Annotated in this window: 22 protein-coding genes; 11 read left to right on the top strand and 11 right to left on the bottom strand. The window is 37.8% G+C overall.

Going from position 1 to position 26,694, the window contains the following annotated elements; genetic code table 11:
- Nucleotides 1-15: 15 nt before the first annotated feature.
- The gene (locus tag PF327_RS00440) at nt 16-2,607 is read right to left on the bottom strand and encodes a YhdP family protein (protein ID WP_289400862.1); all 2,592 of its coding nucleotides are present in this window, start codon (nt 2,605-2,607) and stop codon (nt 16-18) included.
- On the opposite strand from PF327_RS00440, the gene mltG reads away from it, so the two are divergent.
- On the top strand, nt 2,543-3,487 hold the full coding sequence (gene mltG, locus PF327_RS00445) for an endolytic transglycosylase MltG (protein WP_289400863.1): 945 nt from the start codon (nt 2,543-2,545) through the stop codon (nt 3,485-3,487). The genes PF327_RS00440 and mltG overlap by 65 nt on opposite strands.
- 1 nt (nt 3,488) lies before the next feature.
- On the opposite strand, the gene PF327_RS00450 is transcribed toward mltG, so the two are convergent.
- Together PF327_RS00450 and PF327_RS00455 are read right to left on the bottom strand one after the other, a co-directional pair.
- Nucleotides 3,489-5,132, bottom strand: coding sequence for a bifunctional protein-serine/threonine kinase/phosphatase (locus PF327_RS00450; RefSeq protein ID WP_289400864.1), 1,644 nt, complete (start codon nt 5,130-5,132; stop codon nt 3,489-3,491).
- 236 nt (nt 5,133-5,368) lie between these two features.
- A complete protein-coding gene (locus PF327_RS00455; RefSeq protein ID WP_289400865.1) occupies nt 5,369-6,649 on the bottom strand; it encodes an MFS transporter in 1,281 nt (426 codons plus the stop codon).
- Between the two features lie 230 nt (nt 6,650-6,879).
- On the opposite strand from PF327_RS00455, the gene cobA reads away from it, so the two are divergent.
- Genes cobA through PF327_RS00470 form a run of 3 tightly spaced genes read left to right on the top strand, consistent with a single transcriptional unit; the run spans nt 6,880 to nt 12,077 of the window.
- Nucleotides 6,880-8,142: a uroporphyrinogen-III C-methyltransferase gene (cobA, locus tag PF327_RS00460; protein WP_289400866.1), complete on the top strand. Its 1,263-nt coding sequence runs from the start codon at nt 6,880-6,882 to the stop codon at nt 8,140-8,142.
- On the top strand, nt 8,139-10,061 hold the full coding sequence (locus tag PF327_RS00465) for a nitrite/sulfite reductase (RefSeq protein ID WP_289400867.1): 1,923 nt from the start codon (nt 8,139-8,141) through the stop codon (nt 10,059-10,061). The genes cobA and PF327_RS00465 overlap by 4 nt, the downstream gene beginning before the upstream one ends.
- The gene (locus PF327_RS00470; RefSeq protein WP_289400869.1) at nt 10,062-12,077 is read left to right on the top strand and encodes a molybdopterin oxidoreductase family protein; all 2,016 of its coding nucleotides are present in this window, start codon (nt 10,062-10,064) and stop codon (nt 12,075-12,077) included. It begins immediately after the preceding gene.
- A gap of 16 nt (nt 12,078-12,093) precedes the next feature.
- On the opposite strand, the gene PF327_RS00475 is transcribed toward PF327_RS00470, so the two are convergent.
- Nucleotides 12,094-12,942: a DUF234 domain-containing protein gene (locus PF327_RS00475; RefSeq protein WP_289400870.1), complete on the bottom strand. Its 849-nt coding sequence runs from the start codon at nt 12,940-12,942 to the stop codon at nt 12,094-12,096.
- Between the two features lie 138 nt (nt 12,943-13,080).
- Here PF327_RS00475 and PF327_RS00480 point away from each other — a divergent pair, with 138 nt between their 5' ends.
- The 6 genes from PF327_RS00480 (at nt 13,081) to PF327_RS00505 (ending at nt 18,022) form a co-directional block, all read left to right on the top strand.
- The gene (locus tag PF327_RS00480; RefSeq protein WP_289400872.1) at nt 13,081-13,815 is read left to right on the top strand and encodes a helix-turn-helix domain-containing protein; all 735 of its coding nucleotides are present in this window, start codon (nt 13,081-13,083) and stop codon (nt 13,813-13,815) included.
- Complete coding sequence (locus tag PF327_RS00485) at nt 13,796-14,497, top strand: hypothetical protein (protein WP_289400873.1); 702 nt, start codon at nt 13,796-13,798, stop codon at nt 14,495-14,497. The genes PF327_RS00480 and PF327_RS00485 overlap by 20 nt, the downstream gene beginning before the upstream one ends.
- Nucleotides 14,498-14,594: 97 nt before the next feature.
- On the top strand, nt 14,595-15,902 hold the full coding sequence (locus tag PF327_RS00490; protein ID WP_289400876.1) for an ammonium transporter: 1,308 nt from the start codon (nt 14,595-14,597) through the stop codon (nt 15,900-15,902).
- Nucleotides 15,903-15,939: 37 nt separating this feature from the next.
- The gene (locus PF327_RS00495) at nt 15,940-16,281 is read left to right on the top strand and encodes a P-II family nitrogen regulator (protein ID WP_008243759.1); all 342 of its coding nucleotides are present in this window, start codon (nt 15,940-15,942) and stop codon (nt 16,279-16,281) included.
- A gap of 215 nt (nt 16,282-16,496) precedes the next feature.
- Nucleotides 16,497-17,669, top strand: a complete 1,173-nt coding sequence (locus PF327_RS00500; protein ID WP_289400878.1) for an ammonium transporter — start codon at nt 16,497-16,499, stop codon at nt 17,667-17,669.
- An 11-nt stretch (nt 17,670-17,680) separates the two neighbouring features.
- Nucleotides 17,681-18,022: a P-II family nitrogen regulator gene (locus PF327_RS00505; RefSeq protein WP_008243763.1), complete on the top strand. Its 342-nt coding sequence runs from the start codon at nt 17,681-17,683 to the stop codon at nt 18,020-18,022.
- A gap of 36 nt (nt 18,023-18,058) precedes the next feature.
- On the opposite strand, the gene PF327_RS00510 is transcribed toward PF327_RS00505, so the two are convergent.
- Together PF327_RS00510 and hemH are read right to left on the bottom strand one after the other, a co-directional pair.
- Complete coding sequence (locus tag PF327_RS00510; protein ID WP_289400882.1) at nt 18,059-18,673, bottom strand: IMPACT family protein; 615 nt, start codon at nt 18,671-18,673, stop codon at nt 18,059-18,061.
- Entirely contained in the window at nt 18,624-19,628 is a 1,005-nt protein-coding gene (hemH, locus tag PF327_RS00515) for a ferrochelatase (RefSeq protein ID WP_008243767.1), read from the bottom strand. The genes PF327_RS00510 and hemH overlap by 50 nt, the downstream gene beginning before the upstream one ends.
- A gap of 77 nt (nt 19,629-19,705) precedes the next feature.
- Here hemH and kdsB point away from each other — a divergent pair, with 77 nt between their 5' ends.
- The gene (gene kdsB / locus PF327_RS00520) at nt 19,706-20,425 is read left to right on the top strand and encodes a 3-deoxy-manno-octulosonate cytidylyltransferase (protein WP_289400883.1); all 720 of its coding nucleotides are present in this window, start codon (nt 19,706-19,708) and stop codon (nt 20,423-20,425) included.
- Nucleotides 20,426-20,467: 42 nt separating this feature from the next.
- On the opposite strand, the gene PF327_RS00525 is transcribed toward kdsB, so the two are convergent.
- The 5 genes from PF327_RS00525 to mshL are packed head-to-tail and all read right to left on the bottom strand — an operon-like array spanning nt 20,468 to nt 26,692.
- Nucleotides 20,468-21,715 carry a type II secretion system F family protein gene (locus PF327_RS00525; protein ID WP_289400885.1) on the bottom strand — a complete coding sequence of 416 codons (1,248 nt, stop codon included), beginning with the start codon at nt 21,713-21,715 and terminating at the stop codon, nt 20,468-20,470.
- 1 nt (nt 21,716) lies between these two features.
- Nucleotides 21,717-23,456: a GspE/PulE family protein gene (locus tag PF327_RS00530; RefSeq protein ID WP_289400888.1), complete on the bottom strand. Its 1,740-nt coding sequence runs from the start codon at nt 23,454-23,456 to the stop codon at nt 21,717-21,719.
- Nucleotides 23,457-23,507: 51 nt separating this feature from the next.
- On the bottom strand, nt 23,508-24,245 hold the full coding sequence (locus PF327_RS00535; RefSeq protein WP_289400891.1) for a CDC27 family protein: 738 nt from the start codon (nt 24,243-24,245) through the stop codon (nt 23,508-23,510).
- Entirely contained in the window at nt 24,238-25,050 is an 813-nt protein-coding gene (locus PF327_RS00540) for an ATP-binding protein (protein WP_289400892.1), read from the bottom strand. The genes PF327_RS00535 and PF327_RS00540 overlap by 8 nt, the downstream gene beginning before the upstream one ends.
- On the bottom strand, nt 25,040-26,692 hold the full coding sequence (gene mshL / locus PF327_RS00545) for a pilus (MSHA type) biogenesis protein MshL (RefSeq protein WP_289400894.1): 1,653 nt from the start codon (nt 26,690-26,692) through the stop codon (nt 25,040-25,042). Before mshL ends, PF327_RS00540 begins: the two co-directional genes overlap by 11 nt.
- Nucleotides 26,693-26,694: the final 2 nt, after the last annotated feature.

Below are 26,694 nucleotides of genomic sequence, written 5' to 3' on the forward strand. Positions count from 1 at the left end.
CATGAGACACCATACCTATTCATTGATAATATGCTCCGGTGACTCCAATGCTCTTTTGAGTATTTTGAGAGGCAGTGAGAGGATATCTCCTCCTGCGGATGTCTTGACCTGAGGATCATCCAGTGTTCCTGTAATTTGGAGTCCAAAGGTCATACTTTTGTCTTCTCCCATCAAGATATACCCTACCAGAGGTAAACTCCCTACCAGTTTACCCAGCTCTCTTGCCGATTGGATAGCAAGATTGAGATCGATGGTTTTTTTCTCAAGATCAATTTCTCCTGTACCTGCGATAGTTGCCGATGTGCCTTTGATATAGATAGAATCAAATATGATCTTCTCTTGTTTGATCATTCTATATTCGGCTACACCCTTCTCTATTGTAAAACCTTTGTCGGAATAACCGGGGTTCTGCAAAGAAGCTAAAGCCGGTATGGTATTGATAAAGGCCAGAGTGTTATTGTAGGCCTTAAAATCCTTCATCACACCACCCTCAACAATGATCTCACCTTTCATGGTCTCTTCAGGATCACCTGAGAATTTTAATGTATAGCGTCCATGCTGCAAACCCTTAAAATCTATGAGAGGGTGGAGGGCTTTATCCTGTATACGCAGTGCCTGTATAGAGAAGATATTGTTCTTTTTAGAAAACTTTATAATGTCTCCTGATGAACTTCCTATGGCTTTTATGTCTCCATTGGGTTTTACTTCCACATCATAACTGTCCGTCACCAAGCTATGATCACCATATCTTAATTGGCTGTTTTCACCCAAAATGATTAAACTTTTCTCTTCTGTAGTTTTTTCCTTCTTCTTCGTCTTTTCGCTTTTTTCTTTTTTTGCTTCTACTGTCAAGAATTTTTTAAGATCAAAATTGAGATTACTGAGTTTAATGCGTGCATTGGCTTTATTGTAATAAAAACGTTTATCAAACGCGTAGAAATCCAACTCTTTCTCTTTCAAGACCCCTTCAAAAGGCACTCTTGTTTTACATTCATCATTTTTTTCATAGAGAAAACATGATTCTCTTTTCAAGATGCCTTTAAATGTATAGGTGTTGAAATCGTTTGTTTTAATTGTCACTTTTCCACCATTATCAATCGGACCCGGATCTGGTAGATAGGGTTTGACCTTATTCAAGTCATTGAGTTGAATGGAGGTTTCATTGGTATCATTTGTAAATTTCATAGAGAGTTTAGGTATCTTGATTTGGATGTTGTTCTCATAGTTGAGTGTAAAAGGAACTGTTTCATTGTTCAATATAAAGAAGGTCTCTTTTTCATCTCCAAGTGTGATACGCTTGGCATCAAAGAGGAAATCTGCTTTTTTCTTTTTCACATCCAACTTACCATCGAGCTTACCTTCATAGAAGGTATCTTTTAAATAAATATTTTTTAAAGTGATCAAGCCTTTGTTATACTGTACATTCCCTTTGGTAATAGGAAATTTGGTTTTACCCAACAACACGTCACTTTTGCTAAAATCCACATTCACAAAAAAATCCTGATAACTGTTCTTCAAAGCTAGATCTGCCATAAACAACACTTTGACCTTCCCGCTTTGCTGGTCTAGGGGCAAGACAATATCATACGCCTTGAGTAAGTTCTGCATGGTATCCTCAAAACGGTGATCAGATTTTATTTTCAGTTTTAAATGCGTATCGGCATTGAGTAGATTAAGTATGCTGACCTTGCTGCCATCTAAACTTATACCTTCATAGGTCGGATCCTTCAGATCAAAATAGAGTCCTCCATTGCGATAGGTCAATATAAAACTCGGTGCCAAGACCGGTGGCAGTTCTTCTTTAAAATGTATCTGCGTATCGGTAAAGAGAACTTCCCCGTTCAGTGCATCAAAATCCATTTTAAAGGTACCATTTTTCAAAGTTCCTTTGCCCGTTAAAGAGCGCAGTTTATACTGGTCAGCTTTGACTTTATCTACGACCCAACTTTGCACATTTTCCTCAAGATCAAACATATCAATGATACTTTCCAGGTCACTGAAACTGTCACTCTCCAGTCCAAAATCGATACTGTTGCCATCTTTGCTCGCGTGAAATCTTCCCAATGCATCATGGAGTCTAAAAAAACCTTCTGTTGACAAGATCTTTTCATGCAGGTCATAGGTCAGTTTTCCACTCATCGTTACATTATGTTTTTTCAAAAAAAGCAGAGGAATCGTTGCCTTTAACATTTTCCCTTCACGTCTTGCTGTTCCTATGATCTCATAGTCTTTACTTGAGAGCCCTAAGAAATCGTCTTTAAACCTGATACTCATGGTATTATTATTGAATGTAATATTTTTCACTACGATAGATTCAAAAAAGGTCAACAGATATTTGATACGCTCAAAGGTATCATGTACACTGGTAAAAGAGGGTTTGGCTTTACTTTGGGGGAGAATGACATGATCTGCTTTTACTATAAGCTTTTTATTGAGTTTAATGTATAATCCCTCTACATTGTAATCAGCGACTTTAACGGTATCCAATTTGATACCTACCATTAGCCACATAAAAAAAGCGATAAAAAGGACAACCAGGAAGATGAGTGTATTACGTAAAAGCACATGGATAGCATGCGCAGAAAACATTATACTGGTTTTGATCATCTCTTTCGCCTTTTATACAACACTGCCCATTCAAACAACGCGGACACTTTTAGTACCGCAGGGATCTATTACGCACATTATATCACAGCTGACACAAAAAGGGTATGCCTTAAGCCCTATTGATAAATATATTTTGGTCTTTCTGGGGAAACCTCAAAGTGGATGGGTGGATATAGGTGCGACCGATTTGAACCGTATCGATTTTTTATACAGACTGACCACAGCAAAAGCGAAGATGGAAGAGATCACACTGATCCCTGGTGAAACCACAGAACTCTTCTTCACTTCTGTAGCTGCTGATCTAAAACTTGATAAAACAAAATTGGATGCCTATTATAAAGAGTTTTCGCACTATCCTGAAGCGGGTATCTATGCAGATACCTATTATGTGCCCTATGGTATCAGTGAAAAACATTTTATTCATTTTCTTCTTTCTGCCTCTGAGAAAAAATATCAAGAGATCTCTAAAAAGATCTATGGAACCTATAATGAAAAACAGTGGTTAAATATACTCATTATTGCTTCTATCATCCAAAAAGAAGCGGCCAATACCAAAGAGATGCCTATCGTTTCATCAGTTATCTATAACCGTCTTAAGAAAGGTATGCGTCTTCAAATGGACGGGACACTGAATTACGGTAAATATTCGCATGTTAAAGTCACCCCGGAGCGCATTAAAAATGATACAAGCAGATTTAACACCTACAAATATAAAGGGCTGCCTCATATGCCTATAGGTGCTGTCTCTTTTAATGCGATCATAGCAGCGATCAAACCTGCCAAGACAAATTACCTTTACTTTATGAAAAATGCCCAAGGGGTACATGACTTTACCGACAGCTATAAAACGCATCGTAAAAATATTCAAAAAGCACGTTAATCTAGAACCACAAAAACTGAACGATATTCAACACGACCATTCCTATAAAACCTATACGACATACCAGAAGTGGATCTCTTTCCATAATAGATGTACTTTTATCAAAGTAGGGTTTTACCTTCAAGGGATTACTGATCTCATAGAACATTTCTGAATAGTTTTTGTAACGTTGATCCGTATCAGTATCCAGTGCTCTTAAAATTACACTTTCAAACCATGCAGGTATTTTAGGGTTTAATTTAGAGGGTGCTTTGATACTTTTTTCAAAAGAGGGATTTTGAAAAGGCTCTATCTCTCCGAACGGAAACTTTTGTGTCAGTACTTCATAGAGTGTCACACCTATGGCATAGATCTCTGTCTGTTCATTGATCGGCGCTTGTTTAAAACGTTCCGGTGCCAAATACGAAGGTGTACCTGCCCGTGTCACATTGGAATAGGCTTCAGTGATACTTCCAAAATCTACCATTTTAAATACCAACTTCCCTTTACGCTCCGTCACGATAATATTTTCAGGCTTGATATCACCATGGACCAGATCGTATTTCATAAGGAAATTTGACATCTTGAGCAAAAAACAGGCCAATGCAACACTCAAATCTACAGAGAGCGGTTTTTTTGCACTGTACGCTTTGAGTGTCTGACCTTCTATAAAACTCATAATATAGTAACGGTGTGTACGATTTTTGGGGATCACTGCTTTTGGGAAAAAGCCTGCTTTGAGTCTCTTTGCCATCCATGCTTCTTTGACAAACAGGTCAAGTATCATCTCATCATCCATCGCTTCATACGGTATGAACTTCATCACGTAATTGAATCCCCGTTTTTCACAAAGCCAGGTACGTTTATTTTGGATCAATGGTTTAATCAGCCTGTAGCCATCGATCACTTCACCTGCTTTATAATGCTCACGTACAATAAGATCACTTTGCTTCAACCTGAACCGGGGATCCACCTCTTTGATCTCCAGGACGATGGCCGTGGTATCATCAGGAAGATCATCATGATGGAGTTTACTTGCTTTTTTTACTAAAAAAGAGGCGCCCATTTTTAGATCTGATTTCAGTTCATCTTCCGAAAGCTCGTGATAGAGTCCATCACTACAAAGGAGTATCAGGTCTCCTGCTGAAAGGTTGTTCTCAAAATAGTAAGGTGAAACACTCTCCTCCAGTCCCATCGCTGCCGTCAGTACATTTTCCATACCCTCTTCATCCATGATATGATCTTCAGAGAGTTGGGTAAGTTGCACATTACCTTCAATATTTCTATGTAAATAGATACGGCTGTCCCCTACATTTGCACCGTACAGTCTGTCACCCTCTATGACAACCAATGCAAGCGTAGTGACAAGTTCTTCACAATCATATTCTGCCATCGAATCAAGATAGAGCACTCTGTTGATATTTTCTATAAAGTGTTTAATGGACTTTTCCATCGTCCAGCTTTTCGGTCTGTTCTTAAGCGCATTGATCAAAAAATTGGTCGTGTGTTTAGCTGCCTGAGCCCCTTGCAGCGCAGACCCCACACCATCACAGACAACAGCGACAGTAATGTCATCCATCACTTTCACTTCAAAAAAATCATCCCCTCTGAGCTGTGTACCCTTAGCAAGTGTGAGTCCTGATGTTTCTATGCTTTGTTTTGACATAGGTTGCCTTTATGATTAGTCTAAATTATAGGATACAAATTATCACATAATTTAAAATAATAACGAAAAGATTATCTCACTTGATGTGATAAAAGCATGAACGTAATGTTCATGCTTGAGTTTAGAGTGTTTGCTAAAAATTTGAGGTTAGCTGTAGCTAATCGATAATTTTTAGTGAATGCTCTAGACTCAATGATGTATATTAATTTTGTGATTTCTATGACATCAATTGAGATTTAGATCATACCACCTGCTTTCAACCCCCAAGTGGTTCTCCATCTGGTCTTCACAAGTGAGATACCTGCGATCGCTACTAAAACAACGGCTGCAAATATCATAAACCCTGTGGTATACCCATCAAAAGCACCTTTTGACCAACCCAGTGTCTTGATCAATGCGGTACCACCAAGACCACCGGCTGCACCGATGATTCCTGTCATAATACCAATGTCTTTACCAAATCTTTGCGGAACCAGTTGGAATACTGCTCCATTGGCCATACCCAAGTTTGCCATTATAAGGAAAAGCACCACTATGGCTAATCCAAACGGTAATGCTATTGTAGCATTCACTACAGCCAGTGTTGCAACAGTACCGAAGAAAATATAAAGAGATTTTACACCACCCATTTTATCTGCAATGGCACCCCCTACAGGTCGAAGTACTGCACCGGCAAAGATACACAGTGCACCAAAATAACCTGCAACGACTTTCACATTATCTTCATCCAATATATCCAGTCCAAACGCACTCATCTCTACTTGATATGTGTTCATCAAATAAACTTTCATATAGCCTGCAAAACCTACAAACCCACCAAAACTCACTGCATAGAAAAGGTTAAACCACCACGTATCTTTATCTTTAAGAAGTTTCCCGTAATCAGAGAGTTTTTTAGGTCTGGCTTTATAGACGGATTCTGGTGCATCTTTAGCAAGAAATGCATATGCTATCCACACTACGATAGCCATAATGGCACCCACTAGAAATACGGATTCCCAACCCCATTTTTCTGCGATCTTAGGCGCAAATAAAAAGTCAATAACTACACCGATATTACCTGCTCCTGCAAGACCAAGTACAACACCTTGTAACTTAGGCGGATACCATTGACCTGCCTGAGGAAGTGCCACAGCAAAAGATGCTCCGGCAAAACCAAGTCCAAGCGCTACAATAAGCAGGACATTGTATGTAATCGTCTCACCCATAAAATATGCCATAAGCAGTGCTGCGATCACTACAGACTGTGCCATAAGCGCTGTCAGTTTTGCTCCGAGTTTATCCACACCAAAACCAAGTAATATTCTTAACAAGGCACCAGATAAAATAGGAAGTGAAAGCAACGTAGCTTTTTCACCTGCTGTGATCATATACCCTGTAGCAGCCAGTGCCTCACTTATTTCTGTAGAGAGTGGACCTAACATGGTCCAAACCATAAAACTCATATCAAAATATAAAAAAGCCATGAACAACGTAGGTATATGTCCCTGCCCTTTCAACGCTTTAAATCCTGCCATTTTTTCTCCTCTAAGATGAATGTTGCGTGAAGTATACAATGATAAGAGAGGTATATTTTCTTATTAATGGTTATTTTTTAATCATTTAATTTCTACATAAATATGGACTATAACAGATATTAAAATTATATATTAAAGACATATTGATTAAAAAATATACAATTTTATGCATAGGTGCCCATCCTTTAGCAGATATAATGACTTCAATCAAAAATAGGATGAACATAGAGATGAAAAAGAGAGAAACTTTACCCATACTACTGAAAGAACAGCATATTCTTTTGATCGGTGGTGGGAATGTTGCATTACAAAAAGCTGAAGTATTGTCAGAGAACAATATCTCTTTTTCTGTGATCTCTAAAGAGATTCATCCTAAGATCAAAACATTATGTTCTGACATACAAATCAAAAATTTCAAAACGAAAGACATTCAAAAGCATCTTATTGTGATAGATGCAACAGGGAATGAGAAAGTCACACAAAAACTTTTAAAGTATAAACAGAAACACCCTCTTTTACTCAATGTGGTAGATAAACCTAAAGTATGTGATTTCTACTTTATGGCACTAACAAAAAATGCACCTCTTCAGATAGCAGTGTCAAGCTCCGGGGCAAGTCCTACAGTGGCCAAATACTTCAGAGATAAGTGTCAGACACTCATGCCCGATAATATGGAAACATTCTTAGAAGCATTACAGGCACAAAGAGACAAAGGTATTATAGAGATCGAAAAAACGCTTGAAGAAATCGAAAAAATGAGAGCGAAAGCATATCTGGTAGGCTGCGGTCTTGGAGACCCTGAACTGCTTACACTCAAAGCCTATAACATTATCAAAGAGGTTGATGTCGTGCTCTATGACCACCTCATCAGCGATGAGATCATGGCTATCGTACCAGAGCGTACTAAGAGAGTCTTTGTAGGTAAAGAAAAAGGATTTCATACCAAACCCCAAGAAGAGATCAATAAACTCATACACAAATATATTAAAAAAGGTTATTCCGTCGCACGATTAAAAAGCGGTGACCCGTTCATCTTTGGTCGTGGGGCTGAAGAGTTGTTCTACCTTTCAAAAAAAGGTATAAACACTGAAGTGATCCCAGGTATCTCTTCTGCAGTCTCAGGACCGTTGATGGCAAATATTCCTATTACGGCAAGGGATTACAGCAATGCCTTTACTGTGGTCTCAGCCCACTTAAAAGGAAATGCCATCAATCTTGACTGGGTACCGATGCTGGAAAACAGAGATCATACAGTCATTGTACTGATGGGACTTACACGGATCAAAGAGATCGTGCAGCAGGCTAAAATATTGGACATAGAGATGGACACACCTTGTGCCATTGTCTCCAATGCAAGCCGAAAAAACCAGACTGTACTCACCACCACACTTGAGAATCTTGAGGAGGTTTCTCTTGGGGCGTCAAGACCTTCTATTCTGGTCTTTGGAGATGTCATACACTATACCAACAGATTGAAAGAGAGTCAAAAATGAGCATTTTAGAAAAAGCCTTTGAGGCAAGAAATAGCAAAGTCAACAAAGTAGAGACAACCAAAGCATTGAAGAAGCCAATGGATGTCTATGCCAAACTCGAAGAGATCGCTGCAGCCGGATATGAAGGTTTAGCCAAAGAGGACAGTGCCTATTTTTTAAAATGTTTTGGACTCTTTGACAAAGGTGAAGACTTTATGCTTCGTGTCCGTGTGCCGGCAGGACAACTGAACTACGAACAGGCGTTACGTATCGGTGAAGTGGCCCAGAAGTATGGGAATGACTACATCGATCTGACGACACGTATGCAGGTTGAACTGCGTTACTTACAAATAGCAGACATTGCCAAAGTCTTACAAGAACTCAAAGAAGTAGGTATCTCTACCTTTCAGACCGGTGTGGACAACCCACGTAACATCGTGACCGATCCATTGGATGGCATCGCTTATGATAACATCATCGAGACAAAACCCATCATCAATGAGCTCCAAGATATCTTTGGAGAAAATCCGGATTGGATCTCTGTATTACCTCGTAAATTCAATACAGGTATCTTGGGATCTCTTTCCAACTCCTGTAACATCTTTGGGCATGATTGTTGTTTTGTCTTGGCACAAAAAGATGGGATATTTGGATTTAACATCTATTTGGGTGCCCGTGTAGGCGTACAGGCCCAAGATGCAGACCTTTTTGTACATATGGATGAAGTGGGTCTTTTTTATCAATCACTTTTGACTGTGTTTAAAACCTACGGATACCGTGACAACCGTAACAAAAACCGTTTGGTATTCCTTATCAATGATGTCGGAATTGAGAACTTTGTCAACGCCATTAAAGAAGAGGCCAATGCCGAGTTTAGTTCTGCAGGTACAACGATGGTACAGTCTCAAAATATTGCATTAGGGTCCAATAAAGTATTGGGACGTAATGGTAAATTTAATTACAAGATCATCGTGCCATCCGGTATATTTAGCGGTACTGACTTGATAGCTGCTGCCCAAGCGGCAAAAAAGTTTGGTACAGGAGACCTGAGACTTACCTATGATCAAAATCTTTATATCATAAACATTGCAAAAGATGTACTAGAAGAGCTTGAAGCAACAGAACTTATCACAAGCTATGAGAAGTTCAATAATCTCTACTTTAATGACATGATAGCCTGTGCAGGAACAGCTACCTGTAGCTTTGGTGTCATACCTAACAAACCCGATGCCATAGAGATGGCACACTATCTTAATTCCGAAATACCTATAGAAAATGCAACCGTACGTATGAACTGGTCTGCCTGTCCTAAAGGGTGTGGCGTACATGGTATCGCTGACATAGGCTTTGAAGGATGTAAGGCCAAAGATGATGGGGGAAATAAAGTAGATGGGGTACACATATTTGTCGGCGGTAAGATCACAAGAAAAGCAAAAGAAGCACATACTCTACACAAAGCATTACCTATCACTGAAGCGAAACATCATGTAAAATATCTGCTTAAAACCTATAGTGCTTTTAAACAAAAAGGTGAAACCTATGAAGCCTTTGATGACAGATATGTATCAGCGAACTACTCTTTTCAAGCCCTTGCATTTTACACAAAGATAAATTATATCCTCAATGAAAAACTTGGATTGGATCTTTGGTTTAAACTTGAAAGTAACCCCAAAACATTTAAAAAAGAAGAGTTTGAACTGTTTACTTTCGGATTGAAGCTCTTTAAACTGCTTACCGGTGAAAAGCGTTATGAATCGGTAGAAAACTTTGAACCTGTACTGACTAAACCCAGAAGCATCACAAGAGATGAAGTGACCAAACTCAATCCAAAAGTCCCAGCTAAGCTCTCAGAAGTCATCTATACTATGACCCATCCAGAGAAAAGAGAACGGGCACAGGTCTTCTCCGAACTGATCGTAGCACTCAAAGAAGTGGATTAGATGAGTCAAACAGTTTGTGCATATTGTGGTGTGGGATGCAAATTTGAACTCATCAATCATAAGCTTAAAGGTGTCAAAGATTATCCTTCAAACCAGGGAATGTCATGTGCCAAAGGTATCTCACAATCCCAAACCATCCATACCAATAGATTGTTAGAGGTACACTATAGAGACTCCATAGAAGAGAGTTTCAGACCATCCACCTATGAGGATAGCTTTCAATTGATCGCTGAAAAAATCAAACAGTCTACCCACCCTGATAAAATCGGATTTTATCTTTCCGGGCAAATGCTTAATGAAGACTATTACGTAGCCAATAAACTTGCAAAAGGTTTTGTTGGAACAGCCAATTGTGATACCAATTCACGAACATGCATGGCAAGTGCCGTTGTAGGATACAAAAAATCTTTCGGTATGGATTATGTCCCTGTAAGAATGGAAGAGATTGAACACTGTCATTTAATGATACTCATTGGTGCCAATACTGCAGAAGCCCATGTTGTCTTGCACAACAAAATCAAAAAAGCACAAAAAAAAGGATTAAAGGTTGTCGTCATTGATCCAAGATTTACACTGACTGCACAAAGTGCTGACCTCTACTTACCTCTTAAGGTCGGTACAGATATCGATCTTTTAAATCTACTTGCAATCAAACTGATAAAAGAAGACCAACTAGATCATGATTTTATCAAGGAGCATAGTAACTATTTCAATAGCTATAAAGAGAAGCTCTTGGCACTTGATGAAAAGGTACTCCTGAAGAGCACACAACTTTCTGAAGAGATTTTTGAAGCCTTTTATAGACTTTTCAAACAAAGTAAAAATATTATCACTGCATGGACCATGGGTATTAATCAATCCGTTCAGGGTGTAGATAAAAATCTTGCGATCAACAATCTACATATACTGACAGGACAGATCAATAAAAAAGGCTCAGGTCCCTTATCTCTAACGGGACAACCCAATGCAATGGGTGGAAGAGAAGTAGGAGGTTTGAGTACAACGTTGGCCGTCCATTTGGACTACAGTGAGGAGAACTGCCAAAAAGTAGCTGATTTCTGGAAGAGTGATAAAATACCCAAAAAAAATGGTCTCACAGCGTTTGAAATGATAGAAAAAGCCGATCAGAATGGACTGGACATACTTATCATCTGTCATACGGATCCTGTCTATCATCTGCCTCATAGAAGGTTTGTTGAAGAAGCATTCAAGAAGATCCCTCTGGTGATTGAGATCAATGCGTATCAGGGAAGTGAAACATCTAAGTTCGCTCATATCCTCATACCAGCTGTACCCTTTGGAGAAAAAGAAGGCACACAGACAAACCTTGACAGAACATTGACACGTGTAGTAGCTTTTGAAACGAAGCATGGTTTACTTCAAGATTGGGAAGTGTTTGCCCAAATAGGGAAGCATTTAGGTCATGAAAAGGCATTTGATTTCAGATCATCCAAAGAAGTCTTTGAAGAGTACCAGGAGATGACAAAATTAAGTTATAGAAAGCACCTTGACATCTATAAAGCACAGTATGATGATCTTGAACATACACCGTTTATATGGGGAGAAACACTCTATGATCAAAATCACTTTTTGACGCCAGACAGAAAAGCGAATCTTTTTTTTATAGAAAACCAAAATCTATCTGAGCAGCCATCGCAAGCGTATCCCTTTATTCTCCTCACAGGACGAACAAGAGATCAATGGCATACAGGAAGTAAAACAGGATATGCAGAAAATCTTTTAAAATATAAAGCACTGGAATTTGTAGAAATGAACCAAAAGGATGCTGCAGCCTTTCAGCTCAATGAGGGTGAAATAGTAAAAATAGTCTCTAGCAGAGGAGAACTTAAAGCAAAAGTTGTTTTCGCAGATATCAATCCCAAGACCATTTTCATCCCTATTTCACATAGAGATATCAATTATCTTACCGATGATACACTTGACCCACTTTCAAAAGAACCTGATTATAACCATAGTGCAGTAAGAATAGAAAAAATAGAGAGCATGATACTCTAATAAATCTAGACATACACTACAATAAATGCTCCAAATCATTCAAGTCGAACAAAAGCAGGTCATTATCCTGTGTTTGTAAGAGTTCATTCGAAAATCCGCTCTTCGAAAATAGTGCATAGACATCAACTTTTATACCCGACTCCACTGCTTTGGCCTTGAGCTTAGTGAGTTCATTCTTGCATACTTTTCTGTCTTTGTACTTACACTCTCCCAAGATGACCTTCTTATCTTGACTCACCGCTAAAATGTCAAATTCACTGTGAATATTCCAAAAACTTCCACTATCTACGATAGTATTATGCTCTGCATAATGCTGTATTAAAAGTGCATCACAAAGTTGTTCATAGACCAGCGAACGTAAACGCTCATAGTGTTTCTCAAAGTTCTTTAAAAAAGCATCACCCTTCCCTAGAGCCAGATCTTTTTTATAATAGGTCACAAAACCAAACCAAAAACGCATAAATGGCTGTACAAAACGGAGTTTATCCTGTACACGGTAAGAGCGTTGCTCTTTCTTAAGTTTATGTTTGGGATGACTGCGCAGCGGAGATTCTCTTGAGGCTTCGACTTTCAGTACATTTAAGTCGACCAATTCCTGGACAATCTTCTCTCCAAGAGCCTCACTTACTTTTGCTTTTCTAAGTACAGAATAAAATTTTCCATCCCCTCTGGCTACTGCCATGAGTATTTCACGATAGGGACTTTCTAAAAGATACGAGGGAGAGACAAGTGCTTGAAATTTTGAGAAATTTTGCACAAAATTTGACTCGACCATAGAAAAGACATCATCAAAATAGTCTAATTCTATATTTTTGCCAATACCGCCCAAAATAGAGAAATACTCAACAGCCTGTTCCAGTTCCAAGTAAGAAAAATGCCGGTAAAACCTTTGAAATGATGCTTTGATGTAATCCCTTTATCCATAAATTAAATTATTTTAACATACTTTTATTTTAATTTTTGTATGATTGATGCCTAATAATTAAACAAACTAAAGAGTATTATGGAAACATTTTTTAGCAAATCAGATAAAATACAACATATCATCAAGAGTTTTACCCTCACAAAGACACTTTTTGTTTCGTCTATCATCATCGGTGAAGCACATACCGGTAAAAAGTCACTTGCACGATACCTTTTTCCAGATACACCTTTGGTTTCAGGTAACAATCAAAAAGAAGTTGAAGAGGCACTTGAACAGAATGATGAGCTGATCATCACCAATTTTGAAAAGCTCAGTAATCAAAATTCTCTTGATTTTACCAATAAACGTATCATTGCCACAGCAGATTATATGGGTAATCCTGAGCTTATTGATGACCTTTTTGCTTTTATCTATACCATGCCATCACTGCAAGAACGTCCTGAAGACATCACATACTTAAAAGATCTCTTCATCAAAGAGGCATGTTCTACTTTAATGATAGATGAGAATACATGTGACTCTGAACACATTCCTCTTAATCTTACTAAAAACACTAAAAGTCTCAAAAGGTCTGTCTATATACACGTGATGAAACAAAGTATGCATGCACAAGATATAGAAGAGATACTTTACCACTATTTACTCAAACACCTTGATGGTAATGATGCGTACAGGGAATATCTTGGCTTATATGAAAAGCCTCTTATAGAAGCAGGACTTCATAAATTTGGTTCACAACTGCAACTTTCGCAGGTGTTAGGAATCAACAGAAACACACTTAGAAAGAAGATACATGAGCACAACATCGATTGATTTTAAATCTTTTATAGAATGGGATAACAATCCATTTATCCTTTTTAATGATCAGGGGAAAATACTCTACCTCAATAACGCTGCAGAAATTTTATTTGGGTATGTGACTAAAAAAGAACTCTATGATATTGCTTTATCTTATGCGCCTCAAACTTTTGGTTATAAGACCACTTCACTCTCACTTAATTATGATACCTATACCTTTCACGCTATTACAGTAGGATATGAGAATGAAGAGCAAATTTCCTTACGTCTATACAACATGCCACGTATTAAACCCGCACGTAAAATAGAAAAAGACAAACTTATTACCACGGATATCAACATTCTGCTTGAGGCTAACATAGCCCTATTTAGAACAAAAAACAGTAATCCTCTTAAGCTTTTAACCGATCAGGATCTACCCGCATTTAAAATAGATCAAAATAATTTTTCTAAACTTCTAAGAAAAACACTCAATGCCTTTAGAGCTTCAGACTCCATTGATATATCTCTTACACTACTTTTTGGTCAGCATGTCATGATAGAGGATCAAAAAGTCTCTATTGCTCAACTTTCTATACTGGCCAATGGACGCTACACAGATACAGATGATGAGATATGTATACATGCAGAAATGAGTCAGATCAAATGTATTCTCAAAGAACACTCTATTAAACTTGAAATACCACTTATTCAATAAAAAACCGTATTGATTAAAATTTAATCATCCACCTATGATAAAAAATTATCATTCATGTTACTATTGTCTTGTAAAAATTAATTTAAAAGGAAATAGCATGAAACTAAAACTTTCGGCTCTAATGGCAATGTTTTTGCCTATCTTCGCTTTTGCAGAAGATAAACTGGACACAGGTGATACAGCATGGATGATGGTATCAACAGCATTTGTACTTCTTATGACACCAGCAGGACTGGCACTTTTCTATGGAGGTATGACAAGAGCTAAAAATGTACTCAATACCTATGCAATGGTAATGGGTGCATTTGTTGTAGCATTTGTTGTATGGATAATTGCAGGGTATTCTATCGCATTTGGAACCAATGAAAGCGCTATGCTTCAAAATGTATTTGGTGGATTTGGTAATGTAATGCTAGATGGTATTAAGTGGACGGATCTATCTGGTTCATACCCTACTTATGTATTTATTGCATTCCAAGGTACGTTTGCCGCTATTACCGTAGCGATTGCTGCAGGTTCTGTGATCGAACGTATGAAGTTTTCAACATGGATGGTAGTTGTGATCCTTTGGGGCCTTCTTGTTTATGCTCCAATAACACACATGGTATGGGGTGGTGACGGTGCACTTCTTTTTGATGCTGGTGCGCTTGATTTTGCCGGTGGTACTGTTGTACACATGAATGGTGGTTTAGCTGGTCTTGTTCTTGCACTGTTGGTTGGTAAAAGAGCTGGTTACCCTAAAGTGGCTATGAAACCATATAGTATCCTTCTTACTGCTGTAGGTGCAGCACTCTTATGGTTCGGTTGGTATGGATTCAACGGTGGTTCTGCATTTGGTGCAAACGCTATCGCTGGTCTTGCTGTAATGACAACAACTGTTGCAACTGCTGCAGCTGCTGTAACTTGGATGCTTCTTGAGTGGTTTGTCTTTAAAAAGCCAACACTTCTTGGAATTGCCTCAGGTATCATTGCCGGTCTGGTTGCGATCACGCCTGCGGCTGGTTTTGTAAGCGTTGGTGGAGCATTTGTAGTAGGTATCGTTGGTTCTATCATTGCATTCTTCGGTGTCGTAACACTTAAGAAAAAACTTGGTTACGATGATTCTCTTGATGCATTTGGTATCCACTTCCTAGCAGGACTCTGGGGTGCACTTGCAACTGGTCTTCTTGCTCTTGATGATAAAGATCTACTTTGGGATGGTCCACTTAAAGAGAGTGGTGATAGAATGGGACAATTCATGGTACAACTTGAGTCAGTAGTCGTTGTTGGTCTCTTTACACTTATCGGAACTGTCATCATTTACTACATCGCTTCAGCGGTTACAGGTGGTGCAAGAGTAGATGAGGAAACTGAGTCAGCTGGTCTTGATGAAATAGTTCACGGTGAAAATGTAGTGAATGCCTAAGACATGCACTACGCTATAATTAATAAAGGATTGAATAATGAAAAAAATTGAAGCAATAATCAAACCATTTAAACTAGAGGATGTCAAAGATGCTCTTGTAGAAGCTGGTATTGAAGGTATGACCGTATCTGAAGTCAAAGGATACGGAAGACAGCAAGGTCACTCGGAGCTTTACAGAGGTGCTGAGTATGTGGTTGAATTTATCCCAAAAATTAAAATTGAGATTGTCGTAAGTACGGATGCCTATGCAGAGACTGCGATCAAGATCATCAATGAATCTGCTAAAACAGGTAAAATTGGTGATGGTAAGATCTTTGTAAGTACGATCGACCATGTTGTTCGTATCAGAACTGATGAAACTGACGCTGACGCACTCTAATCTGTAGAGGGAGGAAAACAATGCCTTATGAACTCTAAGCTTTTACAGGGAGAAGAAAAAACCTTCTCCCTCTCCTTCTGATTAATAATTAATCAATTTTTCCCTAAATTCCTTATTTTCCTTATAAAACTGCCTTATTTTCGAACACTATAGACACTTCCAATATATTCAAATAACCGATACAATACCCATAACTAGAATATAAGGAACTAATTATGGAAATAAATTACGTTATAGATACCCTCTTCGCACTCTTTGCCATGACACTTATCATCTTTATGGTACCTGGTTTTGCGATGCTTGAAGCAGGATTGGTACGAACAAAAAATGTCACTTCAGTACTGACTGTAAATGTAATGATCTATGCGGTCGCTTCTCTGGCATTTTTACTGATAGGGTATGAGCTTGCATTTGGAAGCTGGGAGCATCAAGACGGTATGAGCAAATGGGCATTTTTTATGTTTCAAATGGCATTTGTAGGGAAAGTCGTCAATATAATGAGTGGTGGAGTGAGTGAACGTTCTCGTATCCTGCCTTTAGCTATATTCACCATTGCTGTTGGTGCATTGATCTATCCGATCATCGTTAACCTTACATGGGGAGCAAATTTTTTAGCCGGCACAGCCTTGGATATCTCAGCACTTTCAGATCTTGCAGGATCCACTGTGATCCATTCTACCGGAGGTTGGGCACTGCTCGCAGCTATACTCATTATGGGACCTAGACGAGGAAGATACAAAGACAATATCGTTCGTGTTATCCCCGCATCTAATATTCCTTTGGTCACATTGGGAGCGCTATTGCTTTGGATCGGTTGGTTTGGATTTAACGGTGGTTCTGTGGGAGCGATCTCATCAAAAGAGAATGCGGATACTGTCGCACTCACTATTATGAATACCAATACTGCTGGTCTTGCAGGAGCTATCTCAGGATGGCTACTGACTTACTTTAGATATAAGAAATTCGATATCACGGTCATACTCAATGGCGCACTAGGCGGACTTGTCGCAGTTACAGCCGGACCAGACCAATATGATATCCATACCCCTATACTCATTGGTGCGATCGGGGGAGCTTTAGTTGTCCTATTTGTACCTATTTTTGATAAATTCAGAATGGATGATCCTGTGGGTGCATTATCCGTTCACTTAATCAATGGTATCTGGGGTACACTTGCAGTAGGTATTTTTGTAGCAGATGTAAGCATCTGGACACAATTAAAAGGTATACTTGTTGTAGGTATGATTGTTTTTCCACTTTCATGGATTACAATATACATTATTAACAAAATCTTTGTACTTCGTGCAAATGATGAAGAACAACTTGAGGGAATCGATGCGACAGAGTGTGGTATAGAATCATACCCAGAATTTAAACGTAGTATATAAGGAGATAAGCAATGAAAAAAATTGAAGCGATCATCAAACCATTCAAACTTGAAGATGTAAAGGATGCTCTTGTAGAACAAGGGATAGAGGGTATGACAGTTTCTGAAGTAAAGGGATATGGAAGGCAGCAAGGTCATCCGGAACTCTATAGAGGTGCAGAGTATGTAGTAGAGTTCATTCCTAAAGTAAAAATAGAGATCGTTGTCAGCAATGATGACTATCTAAACAAAGCAATTGAAGCCATTAAAGAACATGCTAAGACAGGTAAAATCGGTGATGGCAAGATCTTTGTATCTGATATCTCTAAAACAATCCGTATTAGAACAGGAGAGGAAGATGAGGAAGCATTATAGGTACTAGGTGTACCCCATAATGCTGACGAAGAGGCTTTATAGTCCTTCCTCTTTAAACTGTTCAATCTTCTTTTCACTCCCAACTAACCTCCAGACCACTTTATCCACACCAAAATCACGTTCATAATTCACTAGACCTAAATGTTTGAGTCTATAGAGTGTCTTATCCACCTCGTTATAGTTCGTCGAAAATATATAGACAATTTCTTTTTCGTAAGGAACCAGTTTAGCTTCTTTCAATACTTCTTTCACTGCTAAAGCATACGCTCTAGCCATACCACCTGTACCAAGCTTTATGCCTCCAAAGTAGCGTACTATGAGTACTGCACAATTGATAAGTGCTTCACCACGCAAAACATTCAGTGCCGGTACACCTGCACATCCTTTAGGTTCTCCATCATCAGAAGCATTTTCAACAATTTGCCCAAACTCATTGAAGTAACGTAAGGCATAGACCACATGATTTGCTTTGGGATGTTCAGCTTTCAGTGCTGATTGTAAACCTTCATACTCTGAAATAGGTACAAGATGCGTAATGAATTTCGAACGATTTACTTCAGTAGTATGAACGATATGAGAAGCGACTGTAACCATCAATCGATTATAAATGCTGTCCTGCCCCACAGCAAAGACATATACTACAGTCAGCACAAGGGTACATAGGTGTTGGTTCTTTCGACACATATTTTACAATAAGGTCTACAAATGTATCACTGTCATTCATACATTCGGCTACGATATAATCATCATATTTAATTTTCTCAGCAATTTCACGATGTTCTATATCCAATTCAAACAGTGTTTCAGAGTTATCGATGGTAAATGCTAAAGGATAGATCAGTACTTTACGATTTACAGGATTACGTAGTACATCCACCAGGTTAGGTTCTAACCAAGCTGCAGACCCCACTTTGGATTGATAGACCAACTTCACATCTTTGAATACAATTCCTTTTAGTGCCAAGAGAGTTTTAATGGCACTGACATTGGATTCAACTTGGCGTTGGTAAGGATCGCCCGCTTTAATAATACTCATTGGTAACCCGTGTGCAGACAAGAGCAGATCATATTCACTCGTCTCCTTATCCCCTATCGCTTTTTCTATCTGAGCTACACACGCATGAATGTAATCCATGTCATCAAAATATTGACATGTCGACATGGTAATCTTTGGATGATAATCCAAGGCTTTACATCTTCCAACAATATCTTCATAAGAAGAGAGTGTGGTAGTTGTCGAGTATTGTGGATACATAGGAAATAAGATAAGCTCCTCTATACCATCTGCTTTACACTGCTTTAATGCATCTCCGGCAAAAGGAGGAACATAACGCATGGCAGCATAAATAGGCATATCCAACTTAGATTTCAGTTTATCAATCAGTTTATGTGTCAAATCGGATAAAGGAGATTTTCCACCCAAATGTGTATAGCTCTCTTTAGCATCATCCAGTCGTTTGGTTATAATAATTTTACGAATGAGTGCACGTGTCATAGAGTTTGTCGGCAAAATGTTTTTATCTGAGAACATATTATGTAAAAAAAGTTCTACTTCATCCAAATCATTGGGGCCACCCATATTGAGAAGAAAAAGTGCTTTGTTCATTGACATCCTTTAAAGTCTTGTATCTTAGCATATAAAGTGTAAAATTCATTAAAGTTATAACATATAAAGGTTAAATTATGATTATTATTCCTGCACGCATAGGATCAAGCCGCTTCCCCAACAAAGTCTTAGCAGATATCGGAGGCATACCGATGGTTGTAAGAACAGCGAAGGCCGTTGAAGATATCGATAAGGTCGTTATTGCCACAGACTCACAGGAAGTCATAGATATCGCACTTACACATGGAGTTCAAGCTATACTCACATCCGATACACATCAGAGTGGTACGGATCGTATCTACGAAGCCGCACAAAAATTGGACCTAGATGAAAATGAGATCATTATCAATGTACAAGGAGATGAACCGTTTATCGAAACTGATGTTGTGCAGGCCATCTACGATCTAACAAAAAAGAACAAAGAAGATGCACGTATCATGATGAACTCCTGTTACAAAACCATTTCAAATCCAGAAGCTGATGATCCGAACATTGTAAAAGTTGTGACAGATGCCAATGACCTGGCCCTCTATTTTTCAAGAGCAAAAGTACCCTACCCAAGAGACCATCATTTTGATGCATACAAAGGACATTTAGGTATCTATGGGTTCACTGTCAAATCATTACATCAATTTTGTATGCTTGAACCTGCACCATTGGAAGATATAGAAAAACTGGAACAACTCAGAGCCCTCTATCATGGCTATGAAGTTGCTATGATAGAGGTAGAGACAGAGAGTTTTGGTATAGACACCATGGAAGATTTAGAAAAAGCCATTAAACACCATCGCTTATGATGTCTAAAACAAAAGAGAAATTCCTCTTTTGTTGACGATGATCTAGTTTTTCACCGCTCTTCCAAGATCCCACATTGGCATAAAAATACCTAGAGCCATAAGCAGTACCAATCCTGCAATAAAGAACATCATAATAGGCTCAATATACGCTGAAAGGTTATCGATCAGATCCTGAAATCGCATATCATAATAATCTGTCACTTTATCCATCATGGCATCTAATTGACCACCCGCTTCACCTGCCTTTATCATCTGAAGCAACATATTCTCATAAAGATTTGTCAACTGGAAAGCTTCAGCCAAACTCATACCACGACCGATATTTGCATTCACTGTTAACAGCTTTTCTTTGATCACAGCATTATCCACCATACCAACAGCTGTTTCCAATGCTTCAGAGACTGGGATACCAGATTTGACCAACTGACCAAAGACCAAATTGTATTTATGCATTGTGGAGAGAAAGATCGCTTTATTAATTAAATAAAATTTTGGGTGTATCATCATCTTATCCATCTGATACTTGAAATCTGCATTGTTTTTATAGAAAAATTTCACAGCGAAAATAGCAGCAAACAAGATAAAAATAATCAATAATCCATAATTGTTAAATGCCCATTCCAATTTAAGAAGTATTTGAGTAGGAATTGGAAGATCTGCTTTAAATTTAGCAAATATATCTTTGAATTTCGGTACAACCACCATAATCAAGATTGTAAATGCAATAGCCATTGCTGCCAAGGTAATCAAGGGTGTTCTAATGGCTTTTTTAAATTTTGCTGTGTTATCTCTAATTGTTTCAAGTATATCTGCAAGCTTGTGATATGATTCAGAAATATTACCCGTTCTCTCACCGAGATTCGTCATAGCGATGGCAACATGTCCAAACTCTTCAGTGTAGGGTTCTATTGCATTTGAAATACTGTTACCTGAGTTAATATCTTTATTGATCGTTGTGTATATCTCTTTTAGCTGTTGATTCTCAGTATTTTCTGCAACTTCCAATAATGTATCATTGATTGGAATACCCGCATCGGTCATGACGGCGATCTGTCGTATTGTTGATATTTTATCATTGAGCGGTATTTTGGATTTAAAGGATTTTTTAAGTCCTGAAAAGAGTTCAGATATACTATCTTCAAGAGGGGCTGATGTTTCCATAGCCTTCATCACCATTGACATAGGGAATTTTTGTTTGGCAAGATTTATGGCTGCCATTTTATTGACAGCTTTGACTAGTTCTTGTCTCTTTTTACCCTTTTCCATGACTGTTACATTAAAATATTTCATCTTATAACCTCGCTACTCTATAAATTTCTGCAATGGTCGTTTTACCTTCCAATGCTTTGTGGACACCATCTTCAAACATCGTAATGAACCCTTCTTCTTCTGCTTGCTGGGTCAGTTCTTCTTTGGATGCATTGTTTGCAATCATACGTGACATCGTTTCACTGACAGTTAATACTTCAGATATCATCTCCCTTCCCGCATATCCGCTATGTCCACACTCTTTACACCCTTCACCCACATAGAATGTAGGGTTTTCAGGAAGATACTCTTCCACTGATTTTCGGAGTGTCACATCAAGCACCGTCTCTTTTTTACAATGAACACATATTTTTCGGACAAGTCTTTGTGCTTGTATCGCAACTAATGCACCACTGACCAGATACTCTTCAATACCCATATCCAAAATTCTGGTCACTGCAGAGATCGCATCATTCGTATGCAGTGTAGAAAGAACCAAGTGACCCGTAAGCGCTGCTTGAATAGCAATTCGCAATGTCTCTTTATCCCTGATCTCCCCGATCATAATTTTGTCTGGATCCTGTCTGAGTATAGATCTCAATGCATCTGCAAAACTCAATCCGACATTCGGATTCACATGTACTTGCTGTAAACCACCCATCTGGTATTCCACCGGGTCTTCCACTGTAATGATCTTATCTTTTACATCTTTGATCGCATTGAGTGCACCATAAAGCGTTGTCGTTTTACCAGATCCAGTAGGCCCAGTAACAAGAACGATACCATAAGGTACCTTGATTGATTCAGAAAACCTGTCATAACAAAATTTACTCATACCTGCTTCTTCAAGCTTGATCATCGCTTTAGATTTATCCAAAATACGAAGAACAATAGACTCTCCAAATATTGTAGGTAGCGTCGAAACCCTAAAGTCAAAATCTTTTTTGGATACGGTTGTAGAGAACCTCCCATCCTGAGGTTTTCTTTTTTCTGCAATATCTAAGTTTGAAAGCAGTTTCATTCTTGAAGCCAACGGATTGAAAATATCTTTATCAAAGGTGAAACTTTGACGTAATATACCGTCTACACGAAATCTAACAATACAGTTTTTTTCCATCGCTTCAATATGAATATCACTGGTACCTGCAAATATAGCCGATTTCAATATTACATCGATCAATTTAAGTACAGCAGGTGATTCATCCGCTTTTTCATCAGCTTTTCCCTCTTGTGCCAGGTCTTTACGAATATCGGCGACCAAACCTTTAATACTCTCATTGATTTCCAAACGCTGTAAATGCTGGTGGATCTGTGATGGTTTAGCAATAGCAATACGTATAGGTTTCTTCGGAAAAAGTCTTTGTATGGCATCTTGGGCTGCCATATCAAGAGGATCATCAAAGACAATAAGAACATTTAGATCACTCTCTTCTATAGGAATAATATTATATTTGAGTAGTTGACTGTATGAAATTTTTGAGAAGAGTTTCATATCAATTTCGACATCATCCAGATCCACATATTCTACATGTAGTGTTTTTGCTACCTCTTCTATAATAGGAACAATGTTTATTCCCTCTATCTTCTCAAGATGTGATAGCGTAATCACACCTTGTCTTATCTTCTTAGCCAGAAAGATCTCTACTGTATGAAGATCTGTCATTTCTTCAGCTAAAAGGTTCGCAAAAGAAATCTTTTTAGGAGGTCTGCTTTTTACCAATGTAGAAATTGCTTCTTTCGTGATAAGATTTTCTTTCAGCATGATTTCAATGAGTTTTACCATTTACCGCTCCCTACACTACTCATAAAGTATACCATAATACTCAATTTAGTTTTACAATTTATCATTTTGAATCCGATATAATAATTTTTTTGCCTCTTTGGAGTCTGATTGTTTTAAATAAGCATTTAGTATAGACAAGGCTTCATTTTTATGACCCAATTTCACTTTTGATTTAACAAAAATAAGTAAACTTTCTTCCTTACTTTCATCAAGTTTATTGGTCTCTAGTGCCCAATATTCTGCTTTTTCATAATTTCCATTTTTATAATAACTTTTCGCTAAAAATAAAGCATCATCAATATCATGTGATTCAAAAAAACGCTTTTCTACATCTTTATATCCTGAAACACTTGTCGAATCAATGATCTCTAGATGTATGTTCTTCCTTACTGCCATTTCTTCTTCAATAGAAGGTTCATTTGTGTCATCGAGTATAGGTATATCAACCAAAAGTTTGTCATGTTCTTTCACCACTCTATCGGCCATCTCAATCATATTGTCTTTTACTTCTAGCTTCTCTAAAGGATCATTAAGTAGTACAGTCTCTTTAGTATTCATCTTATCAAATGTTGCACTATCTTTAGACTCTTCTTGTTTTTCAGAAGAGTGGTTGACTTTAGAGATCTCAAAATAGGTTTTTAATGCACTAAAATTAATTGTGTGATCTGTTTGGAAAAAGATACTAGTAAATGTTAAAACAATAAAAATAACAGTGCCTATATACCAAGGTCTTAACTTTTTCTTTCTATAACGTTTCCATTCATCTTCTAATTGTTTGATCTCATACATGAATATATCCTAACTTTAGTGCTGCCATTTCGATGATTCTGTCAGATATCTTTGCATAGTTCACTTTAGAGGGTTCATTTTTATCATAATATTCACAAATTTCAAAAATAGTGAATAACAGTTTATTACACTCTCTATAATTACCTTTTGTATATTTATGAATACGTTTTATATTCTTTGCTTTAATACTATTTGCTATTTCAAAAAGATTCTTTTTTAAAAGTTTTTTGTGTATATATGCAGTTTGATCCTCTTTTGTAGCATTTTTAAGTTCGATCACTTCCCATATACGAGATTGGAAATGTTCTTTTGCAATGAGGTCTTCATCATCAGTTTTATGTAATGAAACCACAAATTTGACAGCACGACTATCTGAAAGAAGACGTATTTTCTCCATCATCTCTGGACCATACATTTGCGCTTCGTCAAGCAGTATAATGATCTCTCTTTTGCCTCTAAGTTTTTTACAAAAATCAACCAAAGAAGCAAAATTGACTTCAGTGTTGCTTGGTAGATCTTTTTTCGTTAAAACTTTGAAGAGTTTATAAAAAAACTCTTTTTCATTAATTGCAGGTGTATCAAAATAGTGTATCTCTTTTTGGTGTTTTAGTTTTTCCTGGACACGAGTGAGTAAAATACTTTTCCCCGTACCAGGCTTTCCAAAAAGTAAGATCATCTTCAGCGGTTTATTCATGCTATGCTGCAATTGTTGAAACGCCGTTACTGAAGAATCTAGATCAATGTAATCGTCAATATCTACCGAATCAACGAATACATTTTTAGCAGCTTCATATCTACTTTTCATTTAACTTTGAATATCCCAAATCTCTTAATGAAACAGATTTAGAATTTTTAACGATATGTGGTGTAATAATAAATACCAACTCTTCTACTTTATTAATTTTCTCTTGACGTTTAAATAAAGTACCTAGACCAGGAATATCACCCAACAGTGGCACATGATTGTCTTTGAACCCTGTTTGACTTGATATCAAACCTCCAAGAATAGCATGTTCTCCATCTTTTACTTTGATCACAGAAGCAATTTGTCTTCTTATAAGATCAGGTGGGATCGTTCTTTCTGCACCATCTTGACTTGTGACAGGAGCAACTGTATCAGAGACTGATGGATTAATTTTCAGAGTGATCATTCCATTGTCATCAATCTCCGGTGTAATATCCAGGAGAATACCTGCAAATACAGAATCAACTTGTTGTCCTTGAGCAGTATTCTGATTTGTAGTCGCACTTCCACCTAAAGCACCTAGAGTTTCTAATTTATAGAAGAGTTCCTTACCCACACTAATAAGTGCTGGTTGATTGTTCAATGTCATAACACGAGGACTTGAAACACTTTTCACATCTCCTTGCGTTGATAAGAACCTGACAACGTCCTTCACTTCAACATTTGAACTAACAGAGAAATGATGTGCATCAGTTAAATCATTTTGACCTATTTCACCTGTAGTTAATCCACTAGGATCAAAGTCATATTTCGCAATATTTTTTTGTGCGGAGATTAATGTATTTGCTGTAAGATTTTGTAATGAATACAGTTGTGACCAGTCAACACCAGTTGTTACACTGTCATCAAAAGCGACACTAATAATACGTATATCGATCAAAACTTGCGACTTGATTTGCTTTGTTAATGTATGTATATATTGAGATACTCTATTGATCTGTCTATCTGTACCAGTAACTGTAACCATACCAGCTTCTGGGTTAATTACAGGAGCTAAAGGATTGTATTCCCATACTTTACCATCTGGTCCGGTCCAAGTATCATTACTTGATCTTGTATAATGTGTACTTCCATCTGCAGCACCAATCAGGATACGCTGTACCTCTTTTTCCACCGTCTTCCAGAATTGGAACTCATCATTGGTTTCTATGCTGATACCTGTCTTTGACATATCACCACCAGTACCACTCATATTACCATTCATACCACCTGCACCACCTGCACCACCTGCACCACCAGCACCACCAGCACCACTAGCACCACTCATATTACTATTAGTGTCACTTGAACTTGCTATAGTAACATTTGCAGTACTTGTTCCTTTTCTTTGTCCGGAAATATAATGGATACGAAATGTACGTGTGATCAAATATGAAATCGTCAGTTTATTTCCATTTAATGTATAATTCAAGTCATTATCTTTAAGGATCGTATTTAGAAAACCTTTCAATGTACTATTTTTCAATTTTACATAGTAGAGTTTTTTATCCAAACGCAATTTTGCAGCATCATCCTTGATAATAACACTCAACCCACACGTTTCTGCAAGATTATCGATCACATCTCTAATGGATAATTTACTATCTATAGTCACACTAAATAACTTTGTAGAACAACTTCCAGCTGATAGATTATGCGTAAATCCTATGAGCATTGCGAATACTATAAGAAACTTAATCCGTGATATTTGTACTTTTTTCATTC

The organism is Sulfurovum xiamenensis, assembly GCF_030347995.1.
Taxonomy (GTDB): domain Bacteria; phylum Campylobacterota; class Campylobacteria; order Campylobacterales; family Sulfurovaceae; genus Sulfurovum; species Sulfurovum xiamenensis.

What these genes read in the sequence shown, in the direction of transcription:
- mltG (WP_289400863.1), top strand. Translation starts at nt 2,543, where the DNA reads ATGAGTGTATTACGTAAAAGCACATGGATAGCATGCGCAGAAAACATT.
- PF327_RS00440 (WP_289400862.1), bottom strand. Translation starts at nt 2,607, where the DNA reads ATGATCAAAACCAGTATAATGTTTTCTGCGCATGCTATCCATGTGCTT.
- PF327_RS00450 (WP_289400864.1), bottom strand. Translation starts at nt 5,132, where the DNA reads ATGTCAAAACAAAGCATAGAAACATCAGGACTCACACTTGCTAAGGGT.
- PF327_RS00455 (WP_289400865.1), bottom strand. Translation starts at nt 6,649, where the DNA reads ATGGCAGGATTTAAAGCGTTGAAAGGGCAGGGACATATACCTACGTTG.
- cobA (WP_289400866.1), top strand. Translation starts at nt 6,880, where the DNA reads ATGAAAAAGAGAGAAACTTTACCCATACTACTGAAAGAACAGCATATT.
- PF327_RS00465 (WP_289400867.1), top strand. Translation starts at nt 8,139, where the DNA reads ATGAGCATTTTAGAAAAAGCCTTTGAGGCAAGAAATAGCAAAGTCAAC.
- PF327_RS00470 (WP_289400869.1), top strand. Translation starts at nt 10,062, where the DNA reads ATGAGTCAAACAGTTTGTGCATATTGTGGTGTGGGATGCAAATTTGAA.
- PF327_RS00480 (WP_289400872.1), top strand. Translation starts at nt 13,081, where the DNA reads ATGGAAACATTTTTTAGCAAATCAGATAAAATACAACATATCATCAAG.
- PF327_RS00485 (WP_289400873.1), top strand. Translation starts at nt 13,796, where the DNA reads ATGAGCACAACATCGATTGATTTTAAATCTTTTATAGAATGGGATAAC.
- PF327_RS00490 (WP_289400876.1), top strand. Translation starts at nt 14,595, where the DNA reads ATGAAACTAAAACTTTCGGCTCTAATGGCAATGTTTTTGCCTATCTTC.
- PF327_RS00495 (WP_008243759.1), top strand. Translation starts at nt 15,940, where the DNA reads ATGAAAAAAATTGAAGCAATAATCAAACCATTTAAACTAGAGGATGTC.
- PF327_RS00500 (WP_289400878.1), top strand. Translation starts at nt 16,497, where the DNA reads ATGGAAATAAATTACGTTATAGATACCCTCTTCGCACTCTTTGCCATG.
- PF327_RS00505 (WP_008243763.1), top strand. Translation starts at nt 17,681, where the DNA reads ATGAAAAAAATTGAAGCGATCATCAAACCATTCAAACTTGAAGATGTA.
- hemH (WP_008243767.1), bottom strand. Translation starts at nt 19,628, where the DNA reads ATGAACAAAGCACTTTTTCTTCTCAATATGGGTGGCCCCAATGATTTG.
- kdsB (WP_289400883.1), top strand. Translation starts at nt 19,706, where the DNA reads ATGATTATTATTCCTGCACGCATAGGATCAAGCCGCTTCCCCAACAAA.
- PF327_RS00525 (WP_289400885.1), bottom strand. Translation starts at nt 21,715, where the DNA reads ATGAAATATTTTAATGTAACAGTCATGGAAAAGGGTAAAAAGAGACAA.
- PF327_RS00530 (WP_289400888.1), bottom strand. Translation starts at nt 23,456, where the DNA reads ATGGTAAAACTCATTGAAATCATGCTGAAAGAAAATCTTATCACGAAA.
- PF327_RS00535 (WP_289400891.1), bottom strand. Translation starts at nt 24,245, where the DNA reads ATGTATGAGATCAAACAATTAGAAGATGAATGGAAACGTTATAGAAAG.
- PF327_RS00540 (WP_289400892.1), bottom strand. Translation starts at nt 25,050, where the DNA reads ATGAAAAGTAGATATGAAGCTGCTAAAAATGTATTCGTTGATTCGGTA.
- mshL (WP_289400894.1), bottom strand. Translation starts at nt 26,692, where the DNA reads ATGAAAAAAGTACAAATATCACGGATTAAGTTTCTTATAGTATTCGCA.